This is a genomic window from Sorangiineae bacterium MSr11367 (assembly GCA_037157805.1).
In the GTDB taxonomy this organism is placed as follows: Bacteria; Myxococcota_A; Polyangia; order Polyangiales; family Polyangiaceae; genus Pendulispora; species Pendulispora rubella.
The window spans coordinates 10,127,293-10,148,042 of the sequence record CP089983.1; the positions used below are offsets into that span (position 1 = coordinate 10,127,293).

Consider the following 20,750-nt stretch of genomic DNA (forward strand, 5'->3'; position numbering starts at 1 on the left):
CGTACACAAACGCTATCGGATCATCGTGTCGGACGACGACATCGCGCGTCCGCCCACACCGAAACGAGGCGCGTTTTCCGAGGCCCCCAACGGGCGCGCGGCATCATCGTCGCCCAAGCCGTAGGCCACGCCTCCGCCGAAGCCCTCGATGATGTCCTGGAACCCCTCGGCGAAGCTACCGCCCCTCGGCATGTCGCCGCGGACGCGGGCCCGCTGCACGTGCGCCTGCACGCGTCCCATGGCGCGCAAGATCCCCTCCGCCGCGCCGTCCGTCGGCTCGACGGCATGCACGCCGCCGGTCGACCAGTGGACGAGGTTCTCCGCGAAGATCGGCGAAGGCGTTCCCGGCGGCACCTCGAGGGTCGGAGAGTGCGCGACCGACACGAACGCCTCGCCCTCGCGCCACCCAAGCCCCACGCGAACGACGCAGCCGAGCGGGAGATCGCGCAGGAAAAAGTCGCCGACCTGCGAATGGACCACGTGATCGCGCACCTGGGTGCGCGGGCCTTCCCACGTCGGCTCGATGATGAGCACGCGCAGCGCGATCTGGCCCTGCCCGTGGGTGCGGTGCAGGTACGCGAACGTCTCGTCGCGCACTTCCCAGTAGACGAACATCGTACGCGGGTCGACCGGAATGGCGACGCACTCGTCCACGTCGTACTTCGGCGGGAGCGGCTCGTCGTCGAGCATGCCGAACGGCTCGGCGGGCGGCTTCGGCCCCGTGCCCTCGCTCTTGTCCGAATCGGACGCCGCGGGGGGAACCCCATTTTGCGCGCCTGCCTCCACCTCTTCCTCGGGCGGGAGCACGGGCGGCGGCAGCTCGATCTTCTGCAGCTGATTCAGCAGCGCGCGGGCGGCTGCATGCTCGGGCTCCTCTTTCAGCACCCGCTGCAAGGTCTCCAGCGCCTTGCCCTTGTGGCCTTGTGCGGCGTAAATCTCGGCCAACGTCACGGTGGGCACCGTGGCCGGCGAGGTCCGCGTTCGGGCTGGCGGCGGCGAGCTCGTTCGAATGCGGTCGGCCGCGTCGGGCAGATGAAGACCACGCTCGACGACGCGGGCCAGCAGATCGCGCGCGCGGCCGAACCAGCCGCGCGACCTGGCCACCGACTGCGGGTCCACGGACGCGCTGCGCGAGCTTCGGAGGAGAATCTCGTCGACCAGCTCGGGGCGGGTGAGCACGTTGGCGCGAACCACACCGAGTTCCTCCGCTCGGGTAATGAGGCCGTCTCGGTCGAGTCGCTCGAGCTCTACGCGTTCCATACCCGCGGTTTTGCCTGTCGCGCGCCCGGGGCGCCAGTCAAAAATGCCGGCCCGCGAGAATGCGGCGCGTCTCGGCAACGTCTTCGGCGATCTTGGCCTTGAGCGCCTCCAGGTCGGCGAATCGCTCCTCGCCGCGCAGGCGGGCCACCACGTGGACGCGAAGGTGCGCACCGTACAAATCGCCGTCGAAATCCAGCAGGTACACTTCCACGGTGCGCTCCAGGCCCTCGCCCACCGTCGGACGCACACCGATGCTCATGGCGCCGAGCGCCAGAGCACGCACATCGTCGTCGAAGACCTGCTCGACGAGGGTGGCGTAGATACCGTCGGGCGGGAGCATTTCAGGCACATCGCCCAAGTTGACCGTGGGGAAGCCGATGGTCCGTCCGAGCTTGCGCCCCTGTTGGACGACGCCGGAGAGGGCGTGGGGCCGTCCCAGAATGCGTTCCGCCTCGTCCATCTGGCCCGCCGCAATGGCGGCGCGCGCCCGCGAGCTGGAAAACGGGCCGTGTTCGTCGCCGACCAGGGCGTGGGCCGTGGTGACGAAGCCCAGCGACTCGCCAAGGGTCACCATCTTGGAAAAGTCGCCCTCGGCGCCGGCCCCGAAGCGGAAATTCTGCCCGACGCTGACCTCGTGCGCGGAAAGCTTCTGCACGAGCAGCTCCTTCGCGAAGCGAAGGGGCTTCCACGTGGCGAACTCTCCATCGAAGGTGCGCACGAAAACCCGCTCGATGCCCAGGCTCTTGGCCAATTCCGCCCGGCGCGCCAAGGTGGCGAGGCGCGGGGGCTCCGGTCGGCCGAGCACCACGCTGGGGTGCGGATCGAAGGTGAGGACGTAGGGCGCAAGCCCATCGCCCGCAGCGCGCTGGACGGCGGCTCGTAACACCGCGGCATGACCACGATGGATGCCATCCAAGTTTCCGACGACGACCACGGAAGGCCGAACATCCGAGGGAGCGCCATTCTCGTCGGTCTGGTCGAGCCGCTCGTACGGTAAGCCTTTCGCCACGACGGCGGCTGTATAGCACGTGCCAGCCGGCCGTGTTCTCTGGTAGCGTGGCAAAGTCATGTTTGCCCGCAAGGTCGCGCCTTCCGTCGTATTTGCGCTCTTCGCCTTCCTGGTCCTCGTCCTCACCTCGGGGGACGCGAGCGCAGCCGGCAGCGCGCGCCTCAAGACCACGGAAGTGCAAGAGGTTTCCGGGGCCTGGCACATCTTCGTGACCGTCGAGCTGCCCAAGCCGCCGCTCACCGCCCACGTGCCCATGCGCTTCGTCTTCACGAAGACCGCCGTGTACGAGCGCTCCCTGACGGACGCCAGCAAGGACCCGGTGGTGAACCGGCAAACGCTGGCCGGCCAGCAGCCGACGGCCGAGTCGCTCGATGTCGACTTCGCGAACCCGCAGGGCAAAATCTTCAAGGGCACGAACTTCGACTTCGGCCTCACGCGCGCACGCGGCTACGAAGCGGGCGAGTACATGGTGCAGATCCGCACGGCGGACGGCGTCGACATCGGCGGCCCGATGCGCATCATCCTCAAGGGCGACAACCCCGTGGTCGACCGCCGCAGCATCACCTTCGAGGCGAAGAAGAAGGGCATCACCAAGGTCGATGGCGATGACGCGGGCACGCCGAAGAAGACCGACGAGGCCGCCCCCACGACGAACTACTCCGGCGAAGTCTCCCCCAGCGGCAGCGCCGCGCCCTTCGTGCCCAAGTCGGCGTACGACCCCACGGAGGAAGAAAAGATCAAAGAGAACCCCAAGGGGTGCGGCTGCTCGGTGCCGGGCCTCGCGCTGAACGGGGGCGGCGGCCTCATGTTTTTGAGCTCGCTCGCCGTGCTGGTCGGTGTGAGCCGCCGCCGTCGTCGGCGCTGAACGCCGTGACGCCGAGCGAAGCCATCGCGCAAGCGAAGCAGGGGAAGCTTCTTCCCCTGTACGTCATCGTCGGTGAGGAGCGCTTCCTCCGCGACGAGGTCGTGGCGGCCGTGCGTTCGGCGGCGCTGGGCAACGGCGTCGCCGCCTTCAACGAGGACAAGTACACGGCGGGCGAAGCCGACGCCGACGCGATCCTGTCCGCCGCCCGCACGGTGCCGATGATGGCGCCGAAGCGCTTCGTTCTGGTGCGCGGCATCGAGCGCTGGGACTCTTCAGGTGAGGGGCGGAGCGACGACGGCGATGCGAAAAAGCTCGCCCCGCTCGACCGATTCGCCGAATACGCGGCCGCGCCCATCGACTCCACCTGCGTGGTGCTCACCGGCGACAAGATCGACGGGCGCAAGCGCCTCTCCACCCTGGGCAAAAAGCAGGGCTTCATCGTCGCGTGCGACGTTCTCGGAGGCCGCGAGCTGCCCGGCTGGATCCGCGACCGCGCCGCGGCCCGGGGCAACCCCATCGATCCGGACGTGGCCGAGCTGCTCGCGGAAATCGCGGGCCCCGAGCTGGCACACGTGAACGACGCCATCGAGCGGCTGGCGCTCTACGCGGGCGAGGGAAAGCCCATCACCGAGGAAGCCGTCGGCGAATGCGTGGCCCGCGTGCGCACGGCCGACACATGGGACCTCGTGGCCAAGGTCGGCGCGCGCGACTTGAAGGGCGCACTCGCCGCCCTCGCGGATACCTACGATCCACGCGACCGCGGGCTACCGCTTCTTGGCGCGCTGGCGTGGTCAATCCGTCAATTGGCGAAGTTTCAGGCCGCCACCGAGTCCGGGGCCTCTACGGACGAGGCCGCCAAACGTGCCGGGGTCTTCCAGCCTTTCCGTGCCCGCGAGCTGGCCCAACGGGCGCGGGGCCTCCGCCCCAAGGAGACCGACCGCTGGTTGCTCGTTTTGGCCGAAACCGACTTGGCGCTCAAGGGCTCGCGCCGGCCCCCACAGGCCATTCTAGAGGACATGTTGACGCGCCTCATCGCGTCATCCGGACGCGCCCCGCGCGCATAAACGAGCGAAAAGGCGGCTAGAGCTGATTTGACGGACGCCTGCGCCAGCCCTAAGTTTGGCACCGGCGACAGACCGCAACCGCGGCCTTGCGACCGATCAAACGATGAAACAGGAGAAAGCTGAGATGCACGTCCCCGCTCGGGTGATCCGGCCTCAACTTCATTGGGTAGCTTCGAGTCCTCTTCCAACCAGGCACGGCGAGTTTACGGCGCACGTATTTTTGGATCAGGCTGGCGAAGGGACTGGGAAAGAGCACCTGGCCTTGGTCTTCGGGGATGTCGACGGGGCGAAGGCGATCCCCGTACGCGTGCACTCTGAATGCATGACCAGTGAGGTTTTCGGCTCGCTCAAGTGCGACTGCAAAGAGCAGCTGGACTACGCGATGGCCGAAGTGGCGCGTGCCGGCCGCGGCGCCGTGGTCTACCTCCGGCAAGAAGGACGCGGCATCGGGCTGACCAACAAGATTCGCGCGTACGACCTGCAGGCCCGCGGCCACGACACCGTCGATGCGAACCGGCTTCTCGGCCTCCCGGACGATGCGCGCAAGTACGACATCGCGGCGGACATTCTCGAGTTCCTCGGCGTGCGCAGCATCCACCTTTTGACCAACAACCCGGAAAAGGTCGAGGCCCTGCGCTCCCTTGGGGTCGAGGTGGTGGGCCGTCAGCCCGTCATCATCGCGCCCAACCCGTACAGCGCCGGCTACTTGGATACGAAGCGCCGCCGCATGGCCCACAAGCTCCCCAGGCTTTCGACCCCGTCCTTGTCGCTGGTCGACACGCTGGCGGTGGACGAGAGCCGCCCGAGCGCGGGCGACGCCGAGTAAGGAATCGTTAAGACGCGCCCGGCCGGCTAGGCAGGCAAACAGCTTTTGATAGCGTGATGGGGCATGCGGATCGCCCTCACGCACAATCTGAAGTTGAGTGCATCGGAAGAGGAAGCGGAGTTCGACAGCCCAGAAACCATCGCCGCGATCAGCGGCGCGCTCACCAAGGCGGGGCATGTCGTCGAACGCATGGAGGTCTCCGGCCCCGCCTCGCGCCTGGTCGCGCGATTGGAGGCGTACGCGCCGGACATCATCTTCAACAGCGCCGAGGGACGCCGCGGCAAAATGCGGCGCGGCTTCTACCCCGCGCTGTTCGAGGAGTTGGGCATCGCCATCACGGGCAGCGACGCCTACGCGCAGTGCATCACCCTCGACAAAACGCTGACCAAACGCATCCTCGCCGGCTACGGCGTCTCGAGCGCGCGCGGACGCATGATCACGCGGGCGTCGCTCAAGGACGGTGGGCTCGACGAGCTTTCCTATCCGGTCATCGCCAAGCCGAACTTCGAAGGGTCGTCCAAAGGCGTGACGCAGGCCAACGTCGCCGAGGACCCCATCGAGCTCGGCGATGCGCTCGATCGCCTGCTCGCGCGCTACCCGGATGGCGTCCTCGTGGAGCGCTACATCGCCGGCACCGATCTGCGGGTCGCGCGCGTCGATGGGCTGCCGCCGCTGCCGCCGGTCGAGGTCGTGGTGGACCCGACGTACCACCGGCGCTTCGATCTGTTCGACTACGCGCTGAAGCACCAAGACGCCTCGTGCGTCTCGTGGCGTGTGCCGGCGCACCTGCCGCGCGCGGTGCTCGATCGGGTGAGCGACCTCGCCGAGCGCGCGTTTTCCGCGCTGGGCATGCGCGACGTGGGCTCGCTCGATTTCCGCGTGGGGCTCGATGGGCAGGTCTATTTCCTCAGCGCCACGTGCCTGCCGAACTTCGGGCCGGCGGGGTCCCTCTTCGCAGCGACGAAGGCGGTGGGGCTCGACTACGACGCGAGCATCCTCGCCGTGCTTCGCGCCGCCACGGCCCGCGCGGGGCTGCTGTCGCTCTACGACGCGACCAAGCCGCGCAAGAACGGGAACGGCGGCAAGCGCCCCATTTTGCGGGTGGGGCTCGCCTTCAACATGAAGCGCATCGACTCGGCGGCCGACGATCGCGAGGCGGAGTTCGACAGCCCGAAGACCATCGACGCGATCACGCGGGCCATCGAGAGCTACGGGCACACCGTCGTGCCGCTCGAGGCTACGGTGGACTTTCCGCGCGTGCTCATGGCCTCGCGCGTCGACCTGGTGTTCAACATCGCCGAGGGCATCAGCGGCCGCAACCGCGAGGCGCAAGTGCCCAACTTGTGCGAGCTGCTCAACGTGCCGTACACCGGCAGCGACGCGGCGACGTTGAGCATCTGCCTCGACAAGGCCCTGGCCAAGCGCATGCTCACCGCGGGGCGCGAGCGGGTGCTCACGCCCGAGTTTCAAGTGCTGTACACGGGGCGCGAGAAGCTGCGGAACTTCCGCTACCCGGTCATCGTAAAGCCCAATGCCGAGGGCACGAGCAAGGGCATCAACGGCAAAAGCGTGGTGGACCACGAAGCGGGCGTGCGCGAGGTGGCGCGCGAGATCATCGAGCGCTACGGGCAGCCGGCCATCGTGGAGGAGTACATCCGCGGGCGCGAGTTCACCGTGGGCCTCTTGGGCGAGCGGCGCCCGCGCGTGCTGCCGCCCATGGAGGTCGTCTTTTTGCAGCCGTCGGAGCGGGCCGTCTACGGCTACACGATGAAGCAGGACTGGGAGAACCACGTCCGCTACGAGTGCCCACCGGTCACCCTGACCAAAGAGGAACTGCGCGCCATGGAGAAGGTGTGCCGCACGACCTTCACCGCGCTCGGGTGCCGCGACGTCGCGCGCATCGACCTGCGCATGACCAACGAGGGACGGATTTACGTCATCGAGGTGAATCCCCTGCCCGGACTCACCCCGAACTACAGCGATCTATGCCTCATCGCCAACGGCGCGCACCTGGAATACCGGCTGCTCATCGGGGAAATTCTCAGCTACGGGATCAAGCGGTGGCGTGAACGGCAATTCGCCGCGGCGGATGCCCAGGAGCCCGTGCGCGCGACGCCTTCCGATACCAGCACCGACACGGCGTCGACATGGGTGGCTCAGGGCGCGTAGTCTTCGCAAACGTATGCGCTCCCGGACGGCTCTTATCTCGCTCATCGCGCTTGCTGCGGTTCTTGGCTCGACGCGACCGGCCTCGGCCGGAGATCTTCCCTCGGTCGACACGCGCACGTGGCGCCCTTCCACGGACCACGCCGCCAACTTGGTGCTGGAGCCGGTGCTCACGCCAGGGGCCTGGAACTGGAACGCGGGCGCGTGGCTCCACTATTCGCTGCGCCCGGTGAATACCGTCATTCCCCAAACAGGCGACCGAGTGGACGTCATCGACCACGCGGTGGGCGCCGATTTGACGCTGGGCATCGGGCTCGGGCGCATCGTGGCCCTCGGCGCGAGCGTGCCGGCCGTGCTGTACCAAGATGGGAGCGCGCCCCAAACGGTGCTGGGCGATGTGGGGCTGCACAGCAAAGTGACCGTCCTGTCCAACGAGCAAGGCGGCTTTGGCCTGGCCCTGCTCAACAACGTGTTCCTGCCCACGGGCGCGCGCACCGGCTTCCAGGGCGACGGAAGCACACGCATCGGGGCGCGCATTCTTGCAGAGTACACGCTTCTCGTGTTGGGTCTGCAGGCGAGCGTCGGCTACACCTTGCGAACCGAGCGGCGACAATTCCTGGCCGACGTGCGTTACGGCGACGAGATCCCGTGGAGCTTCGGTATCCTGATGCGCCCGGGCATCCTGGGCGTCGACGGCGACAACCGGCAGCTCTGGGAAATGGCGATCCATGGCTCGCTGCCCGCGGGACCCGTGGGTCCGTTTGGAACGGGGGATCCCGGTAGCGCGAGGCTGAGCCCCATGATGCTCGCGCTCTCGGACCGGATCGCCATCGGCAAGCAGCGGGATTTCTCGGTGATCGCGGGCGTCGACGTCGGTTTGACCGCAGCCGTCGGCGTGCCCACCTTGCGCGGCATCGCGGCCCTTTCGTGGGCGCCGCGCGAGCACGATCAGGACCACGACGGGGTGGCCGACGACGTCGATCAGTGCCCGGAGATCGCCGAAGATCGCGACGGCTTCGAGGACGGCGACGGCTGCCCGGAGATCGACGACGACGACGACGGCATCGTCGATTCCGAGGACAAATGCCCGCGCGTGGCGGGTGTGGCGCAGCCCGGCGACAAGAACGGGTGCCCGCTGCCCGAGGGCAAGCCAAAGAGCGAGTCCCCATGAGGCGCCGCCTCACGGCGGGGCTGCTCGCGCTCGCGTTGGGCGCGGTGGCCGGGCAGGCCGCGGGGCAGCGTGTGCAAACGCGGCCCGCGCCGGGGCGACCGCCACCTCCCGCCTCCGCCGAGCCGCGCGCGCTCGAGACGACGACCGATCTGCGCGCCCACTTCGGGCTCGATCTGGTGGAGCGCCTTCTGCGGTCGGAGGATCCCGAGAACCGGCTTCGCGGGATCGTCCGTGCCGCGAGCCTCGGCACCCCCGAGGCGGTGGCCCGGTTGATCGATATCGCCGAGCCTTCGAGCACGGTGCGCCTCGATGCGCGCGCGCTCATCGAGGTGGCACGCGCACTGGCGCCCTCGGCGGACAAGCCGGCCACGCGCGCCGCGCTGGTGAACCTGGTGAACACGCCGAATCCTTCGGCGAGCCGGGCCGCGCGCACGGACGATGCGTCGAGCGCGTTCGATGCCGACCAGGTGGCACGGCTCGAAATCGCGCGCGGGACCGCGGCGCTGGCGCTCGCGCAGTCGGGCGATGCGCACGCCGAGGAGGCCTTGTTCGGGATTTTGCGGGCCGGCGGCGTCGGGCAAAAGGCGGCGATGACCGCGCTGGCGGCGCGGCCTTCGCGCAATGCCTCGCTCGTGGGCCCCTCGCTGGTGACGCCCGCGACGATCCGGCTCGCGGTTCGCACGGGCGATTTGCGCGCCCTCGATGCACTGCGCCAGGCGGCGCGCTCGATGGATCCGGTGACGCGCGCTGCGGGGCTTTCGGCGCTGGGCGAGATGGGCGACGGGCGCGGCGCGGAGCTGGCGCGTGCGGCGTTGAGCGACGCCGATGCCCGCGTGCGGGCGGCGGCCGCGCGCGCGCTGGTGCTCCTCGATGCACCGGAGCGCTTTCGCGGGGTAAAAACGCTGCTCGACGACAGCACGACGCTCGCGCAGGGCATCGAGCTCGCGCGCACAGCGCAAGACGACGCCGTGGAGCGGGCCCTCATCGCACGGGCGAACGCGCCCATCGACCCGGATTTGCGCCGGGCGGCGGTGGCCGCGCTGGGCTACGCGCATTCGCCGCAGGCGCTCGCCGCGCTCGGGGGGTGGCTGCGCAACCCGCTTCTCTCGGGCGATGCAGCGCACGCGCTCGGGCGCTCGCCGATGCGCGGGGCGCAGGCCACCTTGGACAAGGCGCTCGGCGAACCGGCCACGCGGCGCCTCGCCGTGCGCGGGGCGCTCGTGCGCGCGCTGGTGCGGGGGGAAAAGAGCTCGCTGTTCACGCGCACCATCGACCAGATGGCGCAATCCCGCGACGGTGCCGATCGCGCCCTGGGCGTGTTCGCGCGCCTCGCCGTGGGCGATGGCTCGCTCGAAAAGGAGCTGGGCGATCCCGATGCGCGCGTGCGGCGAAGCGCGGTGCTGGCGTCGCTCGCAGGCTCGGAGCGAAACGCGGCGGCGAAGGTGCTCGCGCGCTTCGCCGTGGAGCGCGATCCGCTGACCCGCACGGCGCTCCTCGCGGGGCTCGTTTCGGGCGACGAAGCCGGCCAGGTGACGACCTTGGAGCTTCGCGCGCGGGCCGAGGGCAAGGAGGCCGATGCGCCGCTCGCCGCGCTGGCCCTCGCGCAGCGGGGCGACACGAAAGAGGACGCGAACGTCAACGCGCTGCTCAAGTCGTCCGATCCGCTGCTGCGGGCGCACGCGGCACGCGGGTTGGGGGGCTCTCGGGTGCCCGATGCGACGGGCCGGCTCGCAGCCGCGTACGGCTACGAGCCGGATGCCACGGTGCGCTACGCGCTGGTGCTTGCCCTGGCCTCCCGCATGGGGCAGGACCGCGATGCACCGGCACGGCGCGAGACGCTCAAGGTGGCCGCCCGGCTCGATCCGGACGATGCCGTACGCTGGCTGGCGGCGCGCGCCCTCGAGGGGGTGCCGCCGCCGCTGGAGGCCACCCCGGCCGACGTGACCTGGCTGCGGGCGACGACCGCCGATGGGGCCAAACCGCCGCCCGACTTGCTGGGAACCTTGGTGCGCGCGGACGGGATCGCCATCCCGATCGTGTTCGACGAAGACGGCTACGCGCTCATCCCGGGGGTTCCTCCCGGCGCCGGGCGTTTGATCCTTGCGCCACGCGTCCCGGCGTACGACCCTGGCAAGCCATGAGCCAGGCATCACCCGATCCGAACGACGAGCCGTCTTTCGAGCAGGCCGTTCGGCAGCTCACCGAAATCGTGCAGCGGCTGGAACGGGGCGACCTTCCCCTCGAGGAATCGGTCGCGCTGTTCGAGCAGGGCGTGCGCCTCTCGGCCATCTCGCAGCGCCGGCTCGACCGTGCGCAGAAGCGCGTGGAAGAGCTCCTCCACGTCGACGAATCCGGGCGCGCGCGCACGGCCCCGTTCGATACGAGCGGCGACACCTGAGCGAGGCGGGGGCGGCTGCGCCAGGGAAGTTTCGCCGGGTTTTTCATGTAGGAAGAGGTGGCGTGCTAGAACGCGTTCTTCTCCCGTGGAAAGCAACAAGCGCCAAGGACCGCCGTATTCCGTCGACATTCCCAAGGGAAAAGCCGATGAACCGTCGTGGCTGCGGGTCGCCGCCATCGCCATCGTCGGGTTCGTCGTAGGCGTCGCCTGGCCCAAGGTTGCGGGCGTTCGCATCGGCCCGGCCGCACCGCCGGAAGCCATCGCCGCCCACGCGAAGGAGCAGAAGGAACAGCAGGCCGCCGCCGAGGCATCCGCCGCCGCGGCCAATGCACCGACGCCGACGGGCAATGTCCCCAGCGTATCGGCCATCGCGCCCTCCTCCGCCGGCGCCCCCGCCGTGCAGCCGGCCAATGCGCCGGACGTCCTCGTGAAGGGCGGGATTCTCCTCGCCTGCCGCACCTCGGGCGGTGAGACCATCAAGGGTATGGCCTGCGGGCCCATCGCGTTCGACGCGATTGCGCAGCCGCGCATGAAGAAGCTTTCGCAGTGCGCCGCCGCGCAGGGCGCCGAGGGGAAGTTCGGGGTGATCTTCAACCTGGACTTCAACTCGAACCGGACCGGCTTCACCCTGGGCAAGTCGTCCACCGTCAAAGATCCCGACGGGATGCTCGGCTGCTTGCGGCAAAGCTTCGAGTCGGTTTCGCTCTCGGCCCTCGCGCACGAGCACCCGACGTATTCGCTTCTCTACAATGCGAACTTCGTCTCCAAGGCGTCGGCGTACCCGGCTTCCTCGCCATCCGCGCGCGGCAACACGCCCGCAGCACCGGCCGAGCCTGCGGGGACGGCAACGCAAATCATGTGGGAAGTGGCCATCGTGCGCGACAAGCCGCGCACCGGACTGGTCGTCGCACGGCTTCCGCGCGGGACGAACGTGCACCTCGGAGCAAGCCAAGACGGTGGCTGGTACCAGGTGAAGTACGGGGAGAACTTCGCCTCCGAGGGCTGGCTTTACCGCGCGGCCATCGGCAAGTAGCGGGCGCCCCTATTTCGCGCCGGCGGCAGCGCCTTTGATGGCGATGCCGAGCACCAAGATGCCGCCCTTGTGGCTCTGACCCGCGACGAAGAACGGCTCGTTCGGGGACGCGACGACCTCGATCTTCTTGAGAAATTCCTCGCCCTTGGGCGCGCCGATGCTCGCGGCGAGGCGATAGCGCTCCGGCTTCTGCGTTTTCTCGAGCAGCACGAGATTGAGTTTGCGGCCGTCGACGAGGACGTACTCGATGGGCTGCCCCTTTTTGATCGCGATGCCTTTGCGATCGAGCAGCTTGTACGTGTTGAAGGAGCTGAACGGCGGCTTTTTCAGCTGCGGAAGGTTGCCGATGCTCGGGTCGATGGCGCCGGCGCCCGCCTGCTGCGTGGCATGGAGCACCATGATTTCCACGTTGGCCGATTCGTCGGCCTGGGCATGCGCGACCGACGACGTGGTGATGACGGCGGCCGACAGGCCGAGCGCGGCCATCGAGAGAGACACTGCCACCAACGCGGATCGAAGGGCCATCACTTGGTTCCTGGCTTGTTGTCGCCGATCCACACGACGATGCTCGAGCCCGACTCACCCGAGACCGTCGGAACGTAGAAAACCGATATTTCGCGCGAGGGAGACTCCACCTGCTCCAACTCGACACCGCCCGGCGTGACCTCCGTTTCAGGCGCCGCCGCGGCCACGGCCGATGGCTCCGTGGCGGGTGCCTCCGGTTCGGTGGCGGGCGCAGCCGGCGTGTTCGCGGCGGTCTGCGGTGCGGGGGCGTCCGGGAAATCCGGCGCACGGAAGAACATGAACCAACTTGCGGCCAGCGCGAGCGCCGCGGAGACGGTGCCGGCAACGACGGCGCGACGCAGGCGGATCGGTTTCGGGTCCGCGTTCGGTTTGCGATCGACCTCGTACCGCGTGGCCTTCACCATCACGTCATCGACGATGCGATCGACGGCCTTGGGAACGGGCCGCGCCGCCTCGCTCACGGCGATGCACTCGGATAGCGTGCGAAACTCCTCCACCAAGCGGGCGGCCTCGGCGTCGCGGGCTACCCAGGCGGCCACGCGCTCGGCGGCGGCCCCCTCGAGCTCGCCATCGGCGTAAGCCATGAGGTCCAGCATCGCCTCCTCACCGAAGGGGTGTGCTCCTTCTGCGGCGCTCATTGCGCGTCCTCCTCGCCCGGCGCTTCGGCCGACGCCGGATCCACGCTCTCGGGGGGCGTGCCCACCTGCTCGGCGTAGCAATCCGCCAAGGCTCGCTGGAGCTTCTGACGTGCGTGGAATAGACGGCTCATGATCGTACCTTTTGAAACTCCCATGGCCTGCGCCATCTCTTCGTAGCTGAGGCCGTCGACTTCTCGCATCACGATGACGCCCCGGTGATAGGGCGGTAGCGCTTCGAGCGCCTGTTGCAATCGAACACCGATCTCGCGCCGGCGGACGGCATCGACGGGATCGGCACCTTCCACGCGGCTGACGAAGGGGAAAAGGGCCTCCTGATCTTCCTCTTCGTGGCGGCGTTCGTCCGGTTCGCTGAGCTTGTGGCCCGGCTTGCGGAGAAGGTCGATGCTGAGGTTCGTGATGATGCGGTACAGCCAGGTAAAAAAGCTCGATGATCCCTGGAAGCTATGGAGGCTCTTGAAGACCCTCAAGAAAGCGTCCTGAACGAGCTCGCGGGCGTCGTTTTCGTCCCGAACGAGGGCCAAGGCAATGGCAAAGGCGCGCCGTTGGTGCCGTTCCACGAGCTGTCGGAACGAGGCCATGTCTCCTGCTTGTGCCCGCGCGATAAGCTGCCGATCCTCCTCTGCTTCTTTTGCCCTCTGCGCTTTGTTGGACGCCGCATGGGCGCGCGTATTCACCGGCCCGGGCACCACGCCCATGCGAGGGGGTGTTCCAGGAGCACTCGAGGTTTCCGCGGCCTCGCGCGAGTGAGCCTCGGGCTCCTCCTCGCTCTCCCCACCTTCCAACCCTGAAGAAGCAGGGGGCGATTCCGACGACGGGTGAACACTCACCCCTCTACCCATAGTTTCGGCGGCCCAAAGTCACAAGAGCCTGCTCCCGAAACGTGCCCCTGCCCCTGCCCGTCCACGTGCCCGTCTGCCGTTCTGCCGATTCGGGTCACGGGCAAGGGCACGTTTACGGAGGTGGGCGCGACCTTTACGGAGTAGGCAATGGAGACACGCGGCGGGGCTTGGGCATGTCTTTCTCTTGCAGCTCACCCAAGGTGACCTTCAGGTCGAAGGCTTTGCCCATGCGCAAGACGCGGAGGGTGACGGTTTTGCCGACTCCGGCGGTGCTCGCCATCCACGAGAGCAAGGTGCCGCGGTCGATGGGCTGGCCATCGAACTGCACGATGACATCGCCCGCCTTGAGATCGGCCTTGTCGGCGGGGCTGCCGGGGGCGACGTATTCGATGACCGCGCCCTTGTCGTCGGTCAACTTGAGCTCCGTGCGATCTTCCGGGGCGAGTTCGCGGATGTCACGGATGCGCACGCCCAAGGCGCTGCGCGTGACGTGGCCATCGCGAAGCAGCATGGGAAGCAGTTGCTTGACCATGTTGATCGGGATCGCGAAGCCGATGCCCTGCGCACCGCCTCCGCGGATGGCGGTGTTGATGCCCACCACCTCGCCCCGCAAATTGAGCAGCGGGCCGCCGGAGTTGCCGGGGTTGATGGACGCATCCGTCTGCAAGAAGTTGTAATAGCCCGTGGGATCAAGCGGCACGTCGTCGCGGGTGCGACCTTTGGCGCTGATGATGCCGGCGCTCACCGTATGCGAAAGCCCGAACGGGTTGCCGATGGCCACGGTCCAATCGCCGACTTCGGCGCCGTCCGAATCGCCCAGCGGGAGCGGCTGGAATGGAGCGCCGCCTTGGGCCGCTCCGGAACGATCCTTGGCTTCGAGGCGGACCACGGCGATGTCCGTGCGCGGGTCGCGGCCTACGAGCTTGCCCGGGTATTCACGGTTGTCGGCAAGGCGCACGGTGATGACCTCTGCGCCCTCGATGACGTGGTTGTTCGTCAGGACGGTGCCGTCCTTGTCGATGATGAAGCCCGTGCCGAGACCTTTGATCTCGCGGCGACGGCCGCGCATCGTGAAGCCGGGCAGCGCCTCGACCTCCTCGCCGATGGTGGCGATGGTCACCACGCTGGGGTCGGCCTGTTTGGCGATGGGCGCAAAGCTGAGAGGCCCGCTCTTCGCGAGATCGGTCCCTCCCGTCGAGAGGGAGGGACTCTTCGGAACTGGAACGACCCCGCTGGGAACGGGCACGGCGCCGGAGGGCAGCGCCTCCGCCGATGCACCGCCGCCGCCGCTTCTCTTGCCGCAGGCAGCCATCGAGAGCACGCTCAGAGCCACGACGGGAGCCGCGACGAGGATCGCCCAATTCCGCATTTGCGTTTTAGCCTTTCGTTTTCGTGAGCTCCACGTACCGCATGCGCAAATCGAAGAGAATCTGATGGAGGAGACGTTCTTCGTCCCCCGTGAGATTCCCTTTGGTCTTCTCTTCGAGAAGAGCAATGAGATCGATCGTCTGGCGCGCGAGCGGGAGGTTCTTTTCGAGCCGGTTCGTGTCGGGATGCGGCGCTTCTCCGAGATGGAGCAGCGCCGAATGGCTGAGCGACAGCACGAACGTCGAAAAGTCGATGCTCGGCAGTTCCTCCGGCGGTTTCTGGCTCACGATTCCTCGCTGGCTTGCTCGGGCGGCTCCGGGGCGTCGTCTTCGTCGTCGGCCTCGTCTTCGTCGTCGGCCTCGTCGTCTTCATCCTCGTCGTCTTCGTCGTCACTGGAGGCTTCGCTCGCAGCGGGCGCCGGGGACTCCGCGACAGCGGCCGCGGCAGCAATGGGCGTGGGCGGCACGACCGCAGCCGGCGCCGAAGGCTCGGCGGCGACGGCGGCGATGACCGGCGCCACCTCTTCGAAAGCCGGCGCGGGGGCCGGCGGCGGGGGCGGCTCCGGCGCGGCAACGGCCGCGGGCGGCGGGGCCGGCGGCGGAGCCACGGGGGCAGCAGCAGGTGCAACCGGCGCCGGAGCGACGGGCGCCGCAGCCACGGGCGCGGGGGCCGGCGGGGCAGCGACCACGGGCGGCGGGGCCGGCGGAGCTGGCGGCGGCGGGGCCGCAACGCGCGTGCTCTCGGGGGCGGGGGGCGGCGGCGGGGCAACTCGCTCGGCGGGGACGAACGACGGCGGGGGAGGCGGCTCGGCGGCGAGTGCCGGCTGCGCAAGGGCAATGGGCTCCGCGAGATCGGCCAGGTCCGGCAGGCCGGCGCGCTGCTTTTCGATGTCCTTCTCGGTCAGAACACCGTTGCGAAGGTTGCGCTCCCGAACGCGAATGTCCCAATCCCAAGAGTTGATGACTTTGTTATTGCTCATGAGTTCCCCTAAAAGCGAGGCCTGTCCAAACAACGAATCCGGTTGCCGATTTATGCCGGCCCGGAGTTTTCACCCGGCGTTTTGCGCCGCCCCCACTATGACTAGATGACCAGCGGCCAGCTAGTGTAACCAGCTTCGGTCACGAGGGCTTCTCGTCCTCTTCTTCTTCGTCTTCCTCTTCTTCGTCGAGGTCGTCCTCGTCTTCTTCGTCGTCGTCTTCGTCGTGATCGTGGTCGCAGTCCGGACCGTGCTCGTGATCCTCTTCGTCGTCTTCCTGCTCGGCGCGCGCCTGCTCGATTTCCTCGGGCGTGGCATCGCGCACCTCTTCGACCTTGATCGAATAGTGCAGGTCGACCCCCGCGAGCGGATGGTTCGCGTCGACGCGGACGACGTCTTTCTGAATCTCGACGACGCGCATCGCAAGCTCTTCGCCCTCGGCGAACTCCGCGACGAATTCGTCCCCCAGCTCGATGGCTGCCGGATCCGGAAATTCGGTGCGATCGATGATCAGCACCAAATCCTCGTCACGCTCGCCGAAGCCTTCGTCGGCGGGAATGACGATCTCCTTGGCATCCCCCGCCTTGAGGCCTTCGAGCGCAGCCTCCAGTCCCGGAACGAGCGTCCCGTAGCCGTGAACGTATTGAATCGGCTCGCCGCCTTCGACGGAGCTGCCGTCGATGACGACTCCCTCGGAGGTTTTGAGGGTGTAGGCCACCGTCGCGTAGCTGTCGGCCTGGATCGTCGCTGCCATTGGGGCGGACTCGTAGCGTAAAGTAGTCCACCCCGCCAGAGGTTTCGGGCCGCGGGGGCAGGGCGAACGGGGACTGTGGGTGAACTAGACGGCCCTCAGGGAGGCCGCGATCTCAGCCGGGTGAACGATATGGCCCGCGATGGCGCTCGCGGCAACGACCAGCGGGCTTGCAAGATACACCTTTCCGGGGCCGCTTCTTCCGGGAAAATTCCGATTCTGGGAGCTCACGGTGACTTGGTCGGGCGAATCGCTGACGCCGGGCCCGGCCTTGATGCAGGCCCCGCACGATGGGTCGACCAATTCGGCCCCGGCCCGGTGAAAAATGTCGAGGTAGCCGCGCGATTCGGCGTAGCGGCGGATGTCCTGCGATCCGAACTGGATGTACAGGTGCACGCCGTCGGCCACCCGCTTGCCCTGCTCCACCGCGGATTGGAGCACGGTGGCGTACATGTCCATGTCGGCCTTTTTGCCGCCGGTGCACGAGCCGCCGTAGGCGATGTCGATTTTCACGCTGGAGGAGGTGAGGGAATCGATGGGGATGCCATTTCGCGGATCGCCCGGGGTGGCGACCATCGGCGAGAGCGCGGCGAGGTCGATGTCGAAGGTGGCCACGTAGCTCGCGCCGGGATCGGCGCGGACGATGCGCGCACGGACGCTGTCGGCGTCGAGGCCGCGCTGCGCGACCAGGTAGTCGACGACCACCTCGTCCGCCTCGATGATGCCGGTGAAGCCGCCCGCCTCGACGGCCATGTTGGTAAGGGTGGCGCGTTCGTCCAGCGGGAGGGAGGCGATGCCGTCGCCGGCAAACTCGAGGACCTTGCCGATGCCCTGACCGCTCTTGAAGAAGGGCTGGCTCAAAATGTGGAGCATGACGTCCTTCGCGCAGACGCCCGCGGGCAAGACGCCGCGAAGCACGAAGCGCGCGGTCTCGGGCACGGTGACCCGGATGTCCTTGGTGAACCACGCATTGGCCATGTCCGTGGACCCCACGCCGAACGCGAAGCAACCGAGGGCGCCGGCCATGCACGTGTGCGAGTCGGTTCCGGCGACGAGCTGCCCGGGGAGGGCAATTTCCTCGATGACTTTGTTGTGGCAGATGGCGTCGGAGCCCACAAGCTTTCCATCGCGCTGCACTTCGCCGTAGAGCTTCACGCGATGGCGGCGGCTGAATTCCTCCTGGACGGTGGCGAGCTCGCGGGCCTGCGCGTCGAGGCCCATGTCGCGGTGGGCCTTGGACATGACGCGATCGAGGAACGTGAGGTGATCGCGGAAGGCGAAGACGCTCTCGGGGTCTTTGACCGTGGCCTCGTCGCCGAGCTCCGCGCGGAAGATGGCGTCGGCCATGGGCGTCACGTACTCGTGCGAGAAGCGCACGTCGGTGCGCGCGAAGAAGGCATCGCCCGGTTGCACCGCGGGCACACCCAAGGTACCCCGGCTCGCGTCCACGATGGCGTGGGCCGCGAGGATCTTCTCGGCGAGGGTCATGGGCCGCGGGGACGTGGTGATGGCCGGCGGCGTGGTGCGGCCGGCCATGCGCGCGCGGTTGTAGGCGAAAAGGCCGCCATGCTCGACGACCGCGGCGCTGATGGCATCCAGCCCGCGGGTGAATTCCTCCATGGGGATGGCCTCCCCGCGGGCGATGCGCGGGATCAGGCCGAAGTCGGTGCTGGTGAGAAGGCCGATGTTTTGCGCATTCTGGCGGTAGATCTTCTCGATGCTCTTGGCGACGACGAGCTTCACGCCCGCCTTGAGCTCACTGTACGGGGCGGTCTCGCGCGAGGAGCCGCAGCCCTTGGAGATGCCGCTGACGATGACGCCGAAGCCACCGTTCTTGATGTGATCGCGCTGCACGACGCCGCCGCGAAGGCCCACCAGGCAGTACCGGGCCAGGGTCTCGTCGTAGTAGTAGCAAACCCATCCCGGGGTCAGCTCGTCGGTGGAGATGTTGCCGAGGAGTGCGCGTTCGGGATCCCACGCGAGCTCTTCGCCGGCGAGCTGGGCGGCGAGGAGACCGGGATCTTCGGTGAGCTGGAGAATTTTGCCTTCGATGCGAACCGTTTGGGCATCCGAGACCATGCCCACAGGTCTAGCATCGTCGCCGCCGCACGTGACCCGGGTCGCCATCGTTACAACCAGTTATCCCCGCGACGACGATGACGCATCGGGGCATTTCGTACGGGCCGAGGTCGATCAGCTGCGACGAGCCGGCGCCACCGTGGAGGTCTTCGTGCCACGGGGCCCGGCCTTCGGCTGGCCGGGCGTGGCGGCACGCCTTCGCGAACGGCCGTGGCGTGCGACGGGGGTGCCCTTCGAGATGGCGCGCATGGCGCGGGCGCTGCGCGCGGCGGGGCGCTTCGATCGGACGATTGCGCATTTCGTCGTGCCCAGTGCGCTGCTCGCGCTTTCGGCGAAGCACCGCGGGGGGCTGGAGCTCGTTTCGCACGGGGGCGATGTGCGGCTCTTGGTGGCGCTCCCGGGTGCGGTGCGACGGTACGCGGTGCGGGCGATGCTGCAGCATGCGCAACTGTGGCGTTTCCCGTCGGAGGCACTGCTCGGCGATCTCGCATCGGCGCTGGGCCACGAGGAACGGCGCGCGCTGGGGACGATTGCGCGCGTGGTGCCGCCGCCGTTCGAGATGCCCGAGATCCCTGCACGGGGCAGCCAGGGTCCCCGAAACCTCCCCGCCTCCCCCCCTCCCTGTTCCATTCTCTGGGTCTGCGCCGCGCGCCTGATCCCGAGCAAGCGCATCGACCGCGCCATCGAGCATGCCGCAGCGCACGGGGCCCGGCTCGTGGTCGTGGGCGACGGCCCCGAGCAAGCGCGGTTGCAGAGGCTTGCGCGCGCGCGCGGTGCGGACGTGCACTTCGTCGGGCGCAAGCCGCGGAGCGAGACGCTCGCGTGGATTGCCTCGGCCGATGCCCTCGTTCACGCGTCGGAGGCGGAGGGCCTCTCCACGGTGGTCCGTGAAGCGGAGGCCCTCGGCACGCCGGTCATCGACTTGTCATTTACGCCCATCATTTGCCAAGGCGGTACGTGATGGCCTGACGGCCCATCTGCTCCCACGCCTCGCGGAAGTTCTTGCGATTGAGGCGCTTGTTTTTGCCCTTGCTCGGATCGAGCGGGTCGTTGATGTACACCGACGTCGAGTCGAAGCCCGTGATGACCACGGAGTGCTCCTCCCACGTGATCCGCACGTCGCCCGAGCGCGTGTGCCACGTCTCGAATTCGGAGTCGGCGAGCTTGCGCCAGAGCGCGTTGCTGATGACCCAAACGGGTCGCCCTCTTGCGACATGCGCCATGAGGAGCGTGTCGAAGTTCGCCCCCGTCAGATCGACGATCTGGTTGGGCATGTATTGCTCCGCGAGCCGCGCGACCGGCCCATGGTAGACGCCGTAGCCCGGGTTCTCGAAGGTGTACATATCCCCAACGAAGGCTTCGTACGGATTCCCGTGAAAGCCGTCTTCCATGTACGGGACCTTGTCGATCTGTTCGGCCAAGGTCATTTTGTCGGCGCTGGAGACGCCCGCGTACCGGAGCAACATGGTGAGCGCGGTCACCTCGCAGCCGCGCGCCAATTCGGGATTCTGCGCGACGTACGGCACGTCGAGCACGAAGGCGGCTTGCACCGACGACTCCTGCGTCTCGGTCGAGGACTCCGCGCTTTCGCTCGCGCAGCCGCTAAGGGAACAACCTAATACAATGCCCGCTAATAGGATGAACGTGGTGCGCATACCCGCTCGGTAGCACGCCACGAAAAACGGGCCGAGCTGCAAAGAATGATGCAGTTCGGCCCGGATTCATTTTGGCGCAATGGGGGATGCGCGCTGTCGTGATTGG

20 protein-coding genes are annotated in these 20,750 nt (G+C 68.0%); 9 read left to right on the forward strand and 11 right to left on the reverse strand.

Annotated elements, in window-relative coordinates:
• Nucleotides 1-12 precede the first annotated feature (12 nt).
• Nucleotides 13-1,260 (reverse strand): DUF4912 domain-containing protein, encoded by a 1,248-nt coding sequence (locus tag LVJ94_38975; GenBank protein WXB02878.1) that lies wholly within the window; start codon nt 1,258-1,260, stop codon nt 13-15.
• A 37-nt stretch (nt 1,261-1,297) separates the two neighbouring features.
• Complete coding sequence (locus LVJ94_38980) at nt 1,298-2,269, reverse strand: bifunctional riboflavin kinase/FAD synthetase (GenBank protein WXB02879.1); 972 nt, start codon at nt 2,267-2,269, stop codon at nt 1,298-1,300.
• A 58-nt stretch (nt 2,270-2,327) separates the two neighbouring features.
• Between LVJ94_38980 and LVJ94_38985 the strand changes: the two genes are divergently transcribed.
• From LVJ94_38985 to LVJ94_39020, 8 genes are all read left to right on the forward strand, one after another.
• Nucleotides 2,328-3,134 (forward strand): hypothetical protein, encoded by an 807-nt coding sequence (locus LVJ94_38985; GenBank protein WXB02880.1) that lies wholly within the window; start codon nt 2,328-2,330, stop codon nt 3,132-3,134.
• 5 nt (nt 3,135-3,139) lie between these two features.
• Nucleotides 3,140-4,198 (forward strand): DNA polymerase III subunit delta, encoded by a 1,059-nt coding sequence (gene holA / locus LVJ94_38990; GenBank protein WXB02881.1) that lies wholly within the window; start codon nt 3,140-3,142, stop codon nt 4,196-4,198.
• A gap of 124 nt (nt 4,199-4,322) precedes the next feature.
• Complete coding sequence (gene ribA / locus LVJ94_38995) at nt 4,323-5,024, forward strand: GTP cyclohydrolase II (protein WXB02882.1); 702 nt, start codon at nt 4,323-4,325, stop codon at nt 5,022-5,024.
• Between the two features lie 63 nt (nt 5,025-5,087).
• Nucleotides 5,088-7,193, forward strand: coding sequence for an ATP-grasp domain-containing protein (locus LVJ94_39000; GenBank protein WXB02883.1), 2,106 nt, complete (start codon nt 5,088-5,090; stop codon nt 7,191-7,193).
• Between the two features lie 13 nt (nt 7,194-7,206).
• Nucleotides 7,207-8,361 carry a thrombospondin type 3 repeat-containing protein gene (locus LVJ94_39005; protein WXB02884.1) on the forward strand — a complete coding sequence of 385 codons (1,155 nt, stop codon included), beginning with the start codon at nt 7,207-7,209 and terminating at the stop codon, nt 8,359-8,361.
• Nucleotides 8,358-10,502 (forward strand): HEAT repeat domain-containing protein, encoded by a 2,145-nt coding sequence (locus tag LVJ94_39010; GenBank protein WXB02885.1) that lies wholly within the window; start codon nt 8,358-8,360, stop codon nt 10,500-10,502. The genes LVJ94_39005 and LVJ94_39010 overlap by 4 nt, the downstream gene beginning before the upstream one ends.
• On the forward strand, nt 10,499-10,759 hold the full coding sequence (gene xseB / locus LVJ94_39015; protein ID WXB02886.1) for an exodeoxyribonuclease VII small subunit: 261 nt from the start codon (nt 10,499-10,501) through the stop codon (nt 10,757-10,759). Before LVJ94_39010 ends, xseB begins: the two co-directional genes overlap by 4 nt.
• Nucleotides 10,760-10,844: 85 nt before the next feature.
• On the forward strand, nt 10,845-11,792 hold the full coding sequence (locus tag LVJ94_39020; protein ID WXB02887.1) for an SH3 domain-containing protein: 948 nt from the start codon (nt 10,845-10,847) through the stop codon (nt 11,790-11,792).
• A gap of 9 nt (nt 11,793-11,801) precedes the next feature.
• Here LVJ94_39020 and LVJ94_39025 read toward each other — a convergent pair whose 3' ends face one another.
• The 8 genes from LVJ94_39025 to LVJ94_39060 form a co-directional block, all read right to left on the reverse strand.
• Nucleotides 11,802-12,317 (reverse strand): hypothetical protein, encoded by a 516-nt coding sequence (locus tag LVJ94_39025; protein ID WXB02888.1) that lies wholly within the window; start codon nt 12,315-12,317, stop codon nt 11,802-11,804.
• Complete coding sequence (locus tag LVJ94_39030; GenBank protein WXB02889.1) at nt 12,317-12,955, reverse strand: hypothetical protein; 639 nt, start codon at nt 12,953-12,955, stop codon at nt 12,317-12,319. The genes LVJ94_39025 and LVJ94_39030 overlap by 1 nt, the downstream gene beginning before the upstream one ends.
• Entirely contained in the window at nt 12,952-13,554 is a 603-nt protein-coding gene (locus tag LVJ94_39035; GenBank protein WXB02890.1) for a sigma-70 family RNA polymerase sigma factor, read from the reverse strand. Before LVJ94_39035 ends, LVJ94_39030 begins: the two co-directional genes overlap by 4 nt.
• A 394-nt stretch (nt 13,555-13,948) precedes the next feature.
• Nucleotides 13,949-15,184 carry a trypsin-like peptidase domain-containing protein gene (locus LVJ94_39040; protein ID WXB02891.1) on the reverse strand — a complete coding sequence of 412 codons (1,236 nt, stop codon included), beginning with the start codon at nt 15,182-15,184 and terminating at the stop codon, nt 13,949-13,951.
• Nucleotides 15,185-15,191: 7 nt separating this feature from the next.
• Nucleotides 15,192-15,470, reverse strand: a complete 279-nt coding sequence (locus LVJ94_39045; protein WXB02892.1) for a DUF1844 domain-containing protein — start codon at nt 15,468-15,470, stop codon at nt 15,192-15,194.
• The gene (locus LVJ94_39050) at nt 15,467-16,162 is read right to left on the reverse strand and encodes a hypothetical protein (protein WXB02893.1); all 696 of its coding nucleotides are present in this window, start codon (nt 16,160-16,162) and stop codon (nt 15,467-15,469) included. Before LVJ94_39050 ends, LVJ94_39045 begins: the two co-directional genes overlap by 4 nt.
• Nucleotides 16,163-16,301: 139 nt before the next feature.
• Nucleotides 16,302-16,913 (reverse strand): peptidylprolyl isomerase, encoded by a 612-nt coding sequence (locus LVJ94_39055; GenBank protein WXB02894.1) that lies wholly within the window; start codon nt 16,911-16,913, stop codon nt 16,302-16,304.
• Nucleotides 16,914-16,997: 84 nt separating this feature from the next.
• The gene (locus tag LVJ94_39060; GenBank protein ID WXB02895.1) at nt 16,998-18,989 is read right to left on the reverse strand and encodes a 3-isopropylmalate dehydratase; all 1,992 of its coding nucleotides are present in this window, start codon (nt 18,987-18,989) and stop codon (nt 16,998-17,000) included.
• On the opposite strand from LVJ94_39060, the gene LVJ94_39065 reads away from it, so the two are divergent.
• On the forward strand, nt 18,988-19,950 hold the full coding sequence (locus tag LVJ94_39065) for a glycosyltransferase family 4 protein (GenBank protein ID WXB02896.1): 963 nt from the start codon (nt 18,988-18,990) through the stop codon (nt 19,948-19,950). The two genes, LVJ94_39060 and LVJ94_39065, sit on opposite strands and share 2 nt — an antisense overlap.
• On the opposite strand, the gene LVJ94_39070 is transcribed toward LVJ94_39065, so the two are convergent.
• On the reverse strand, nt 19,928-20,539 hold the full coding sequence (locus LVJ94_39070; GenBank protein WXB02897.1) for a C39 family peptidase: 612 nt from the start codon (nt 20,537-20,539) through the stop codon (nt 19,928-19,930). The two genes, LVJ94_39065 and LVJ94_39070, sit on opposite strands and share 23 nt — an antisense overlap.
• Nucleotides 20,540-20,750: the final 211 nt, after the last annotated feature.

Coding starts and splice junctions, on each gene's coding strand:
- LVJ94_38975 (WXB02878.1), bottom strand. CDS start 1,260: ATGGAACGCGTAGAGCTCGAGCGACTCGACCGAGACGGCCTCATTACC.
- LVJ94_38985 (WXB02880.1), top strand. CDS start 2,328: ATGTTTGCCCGCAAGGTCGCGCCTTCCGTCGTATTTGCGCTCTTCGCC.
- ribA (WXB02882.1), top strand. CDS start 4,323: ATGCACGTCCCCGCTCGGGTGATCCGGCCTCAACTTCATTGGGTAGCT.
- LVJ94_39000 (WXB02883.1), top strand. CDS start 5,088: ATGCGGATCGCCCTCACGCACAATCTGAAGTTGAGTGCATCGGAAGAG.
- LVJ94_39005 (WXB02884.1), top strand. CDS start 7,207: ATGCGCTCCCGGACGGCTCTTATCTCGCTCATCGCGCTTGCTGCGGTT.
- LVJ94_39010 (WXB02885.1), top strand. CDS start 8,358: ATGAGGCGCCGCCTCACGGCGGGGCTGCTCGCGCTCGCGTTGGGCGCG.
- xseB (WXB02886.1), top strand. CDS start 10,499: ATGAGCCAGGCATCACCCGATCCGAACGACGAGCCGTCTTTCGAGCAG.
- LVJ94_39025 (WXB02888.1), bottom strand. CDS start 12,317: ATGGCCCTTCGATCCGCGTTGGTGGCAGTGTCTCTCTCGATGGCCGCG.
- LVJ94_39030 (WXB02889.1), bottom strand. CDS start 12,955: ATGAGCGCCGCAGAAGGAGCACACCCCTTCGGTGAGGAGGCGATGCTG.
- LVJ94_39035 (WXB02890.1), bottom strand. CDS start 13,554: ATGGCCTCGTTCCGACAGCTCGTGGAACGGCACCAACGGCGCGCCTTT.
- LVJ94_39040 (WXB02891.1), bottom strand. CDS start 15,184: ATGCGGAATTGGGCGATCCTCGTCGCGGCTCCCGTCGTGGCTCTGAGC.
- LVJ94_39050 (WXB02893.1), bottom strand. CDS start 16,162: ATGAGCAATAACAAAGTCATCAACTCTTGGGATTGGGACATTCGCGTT.
- LVJ94_39055 (WXB02894.1), bottom strand. CDS start 16,913: ATGGCAGCGACGATCCAGGCCGACAGCTACGCGACGGTGGCCTACACC.
- LVJ94_39065 (WXB02896.1), top strand. CDS start 18,988: ATGCCCACAGGTCTAGCATCGTCGCCGCCGCACGTGACCCGGGTCGCC.
- LVJ94_39060 (WXB02895.1), bottom strand. CDS start 18,989: ATGGTCTCGGATGCCCAAACGGTTCGCATCGAAGGCAAAATTCTCCAG.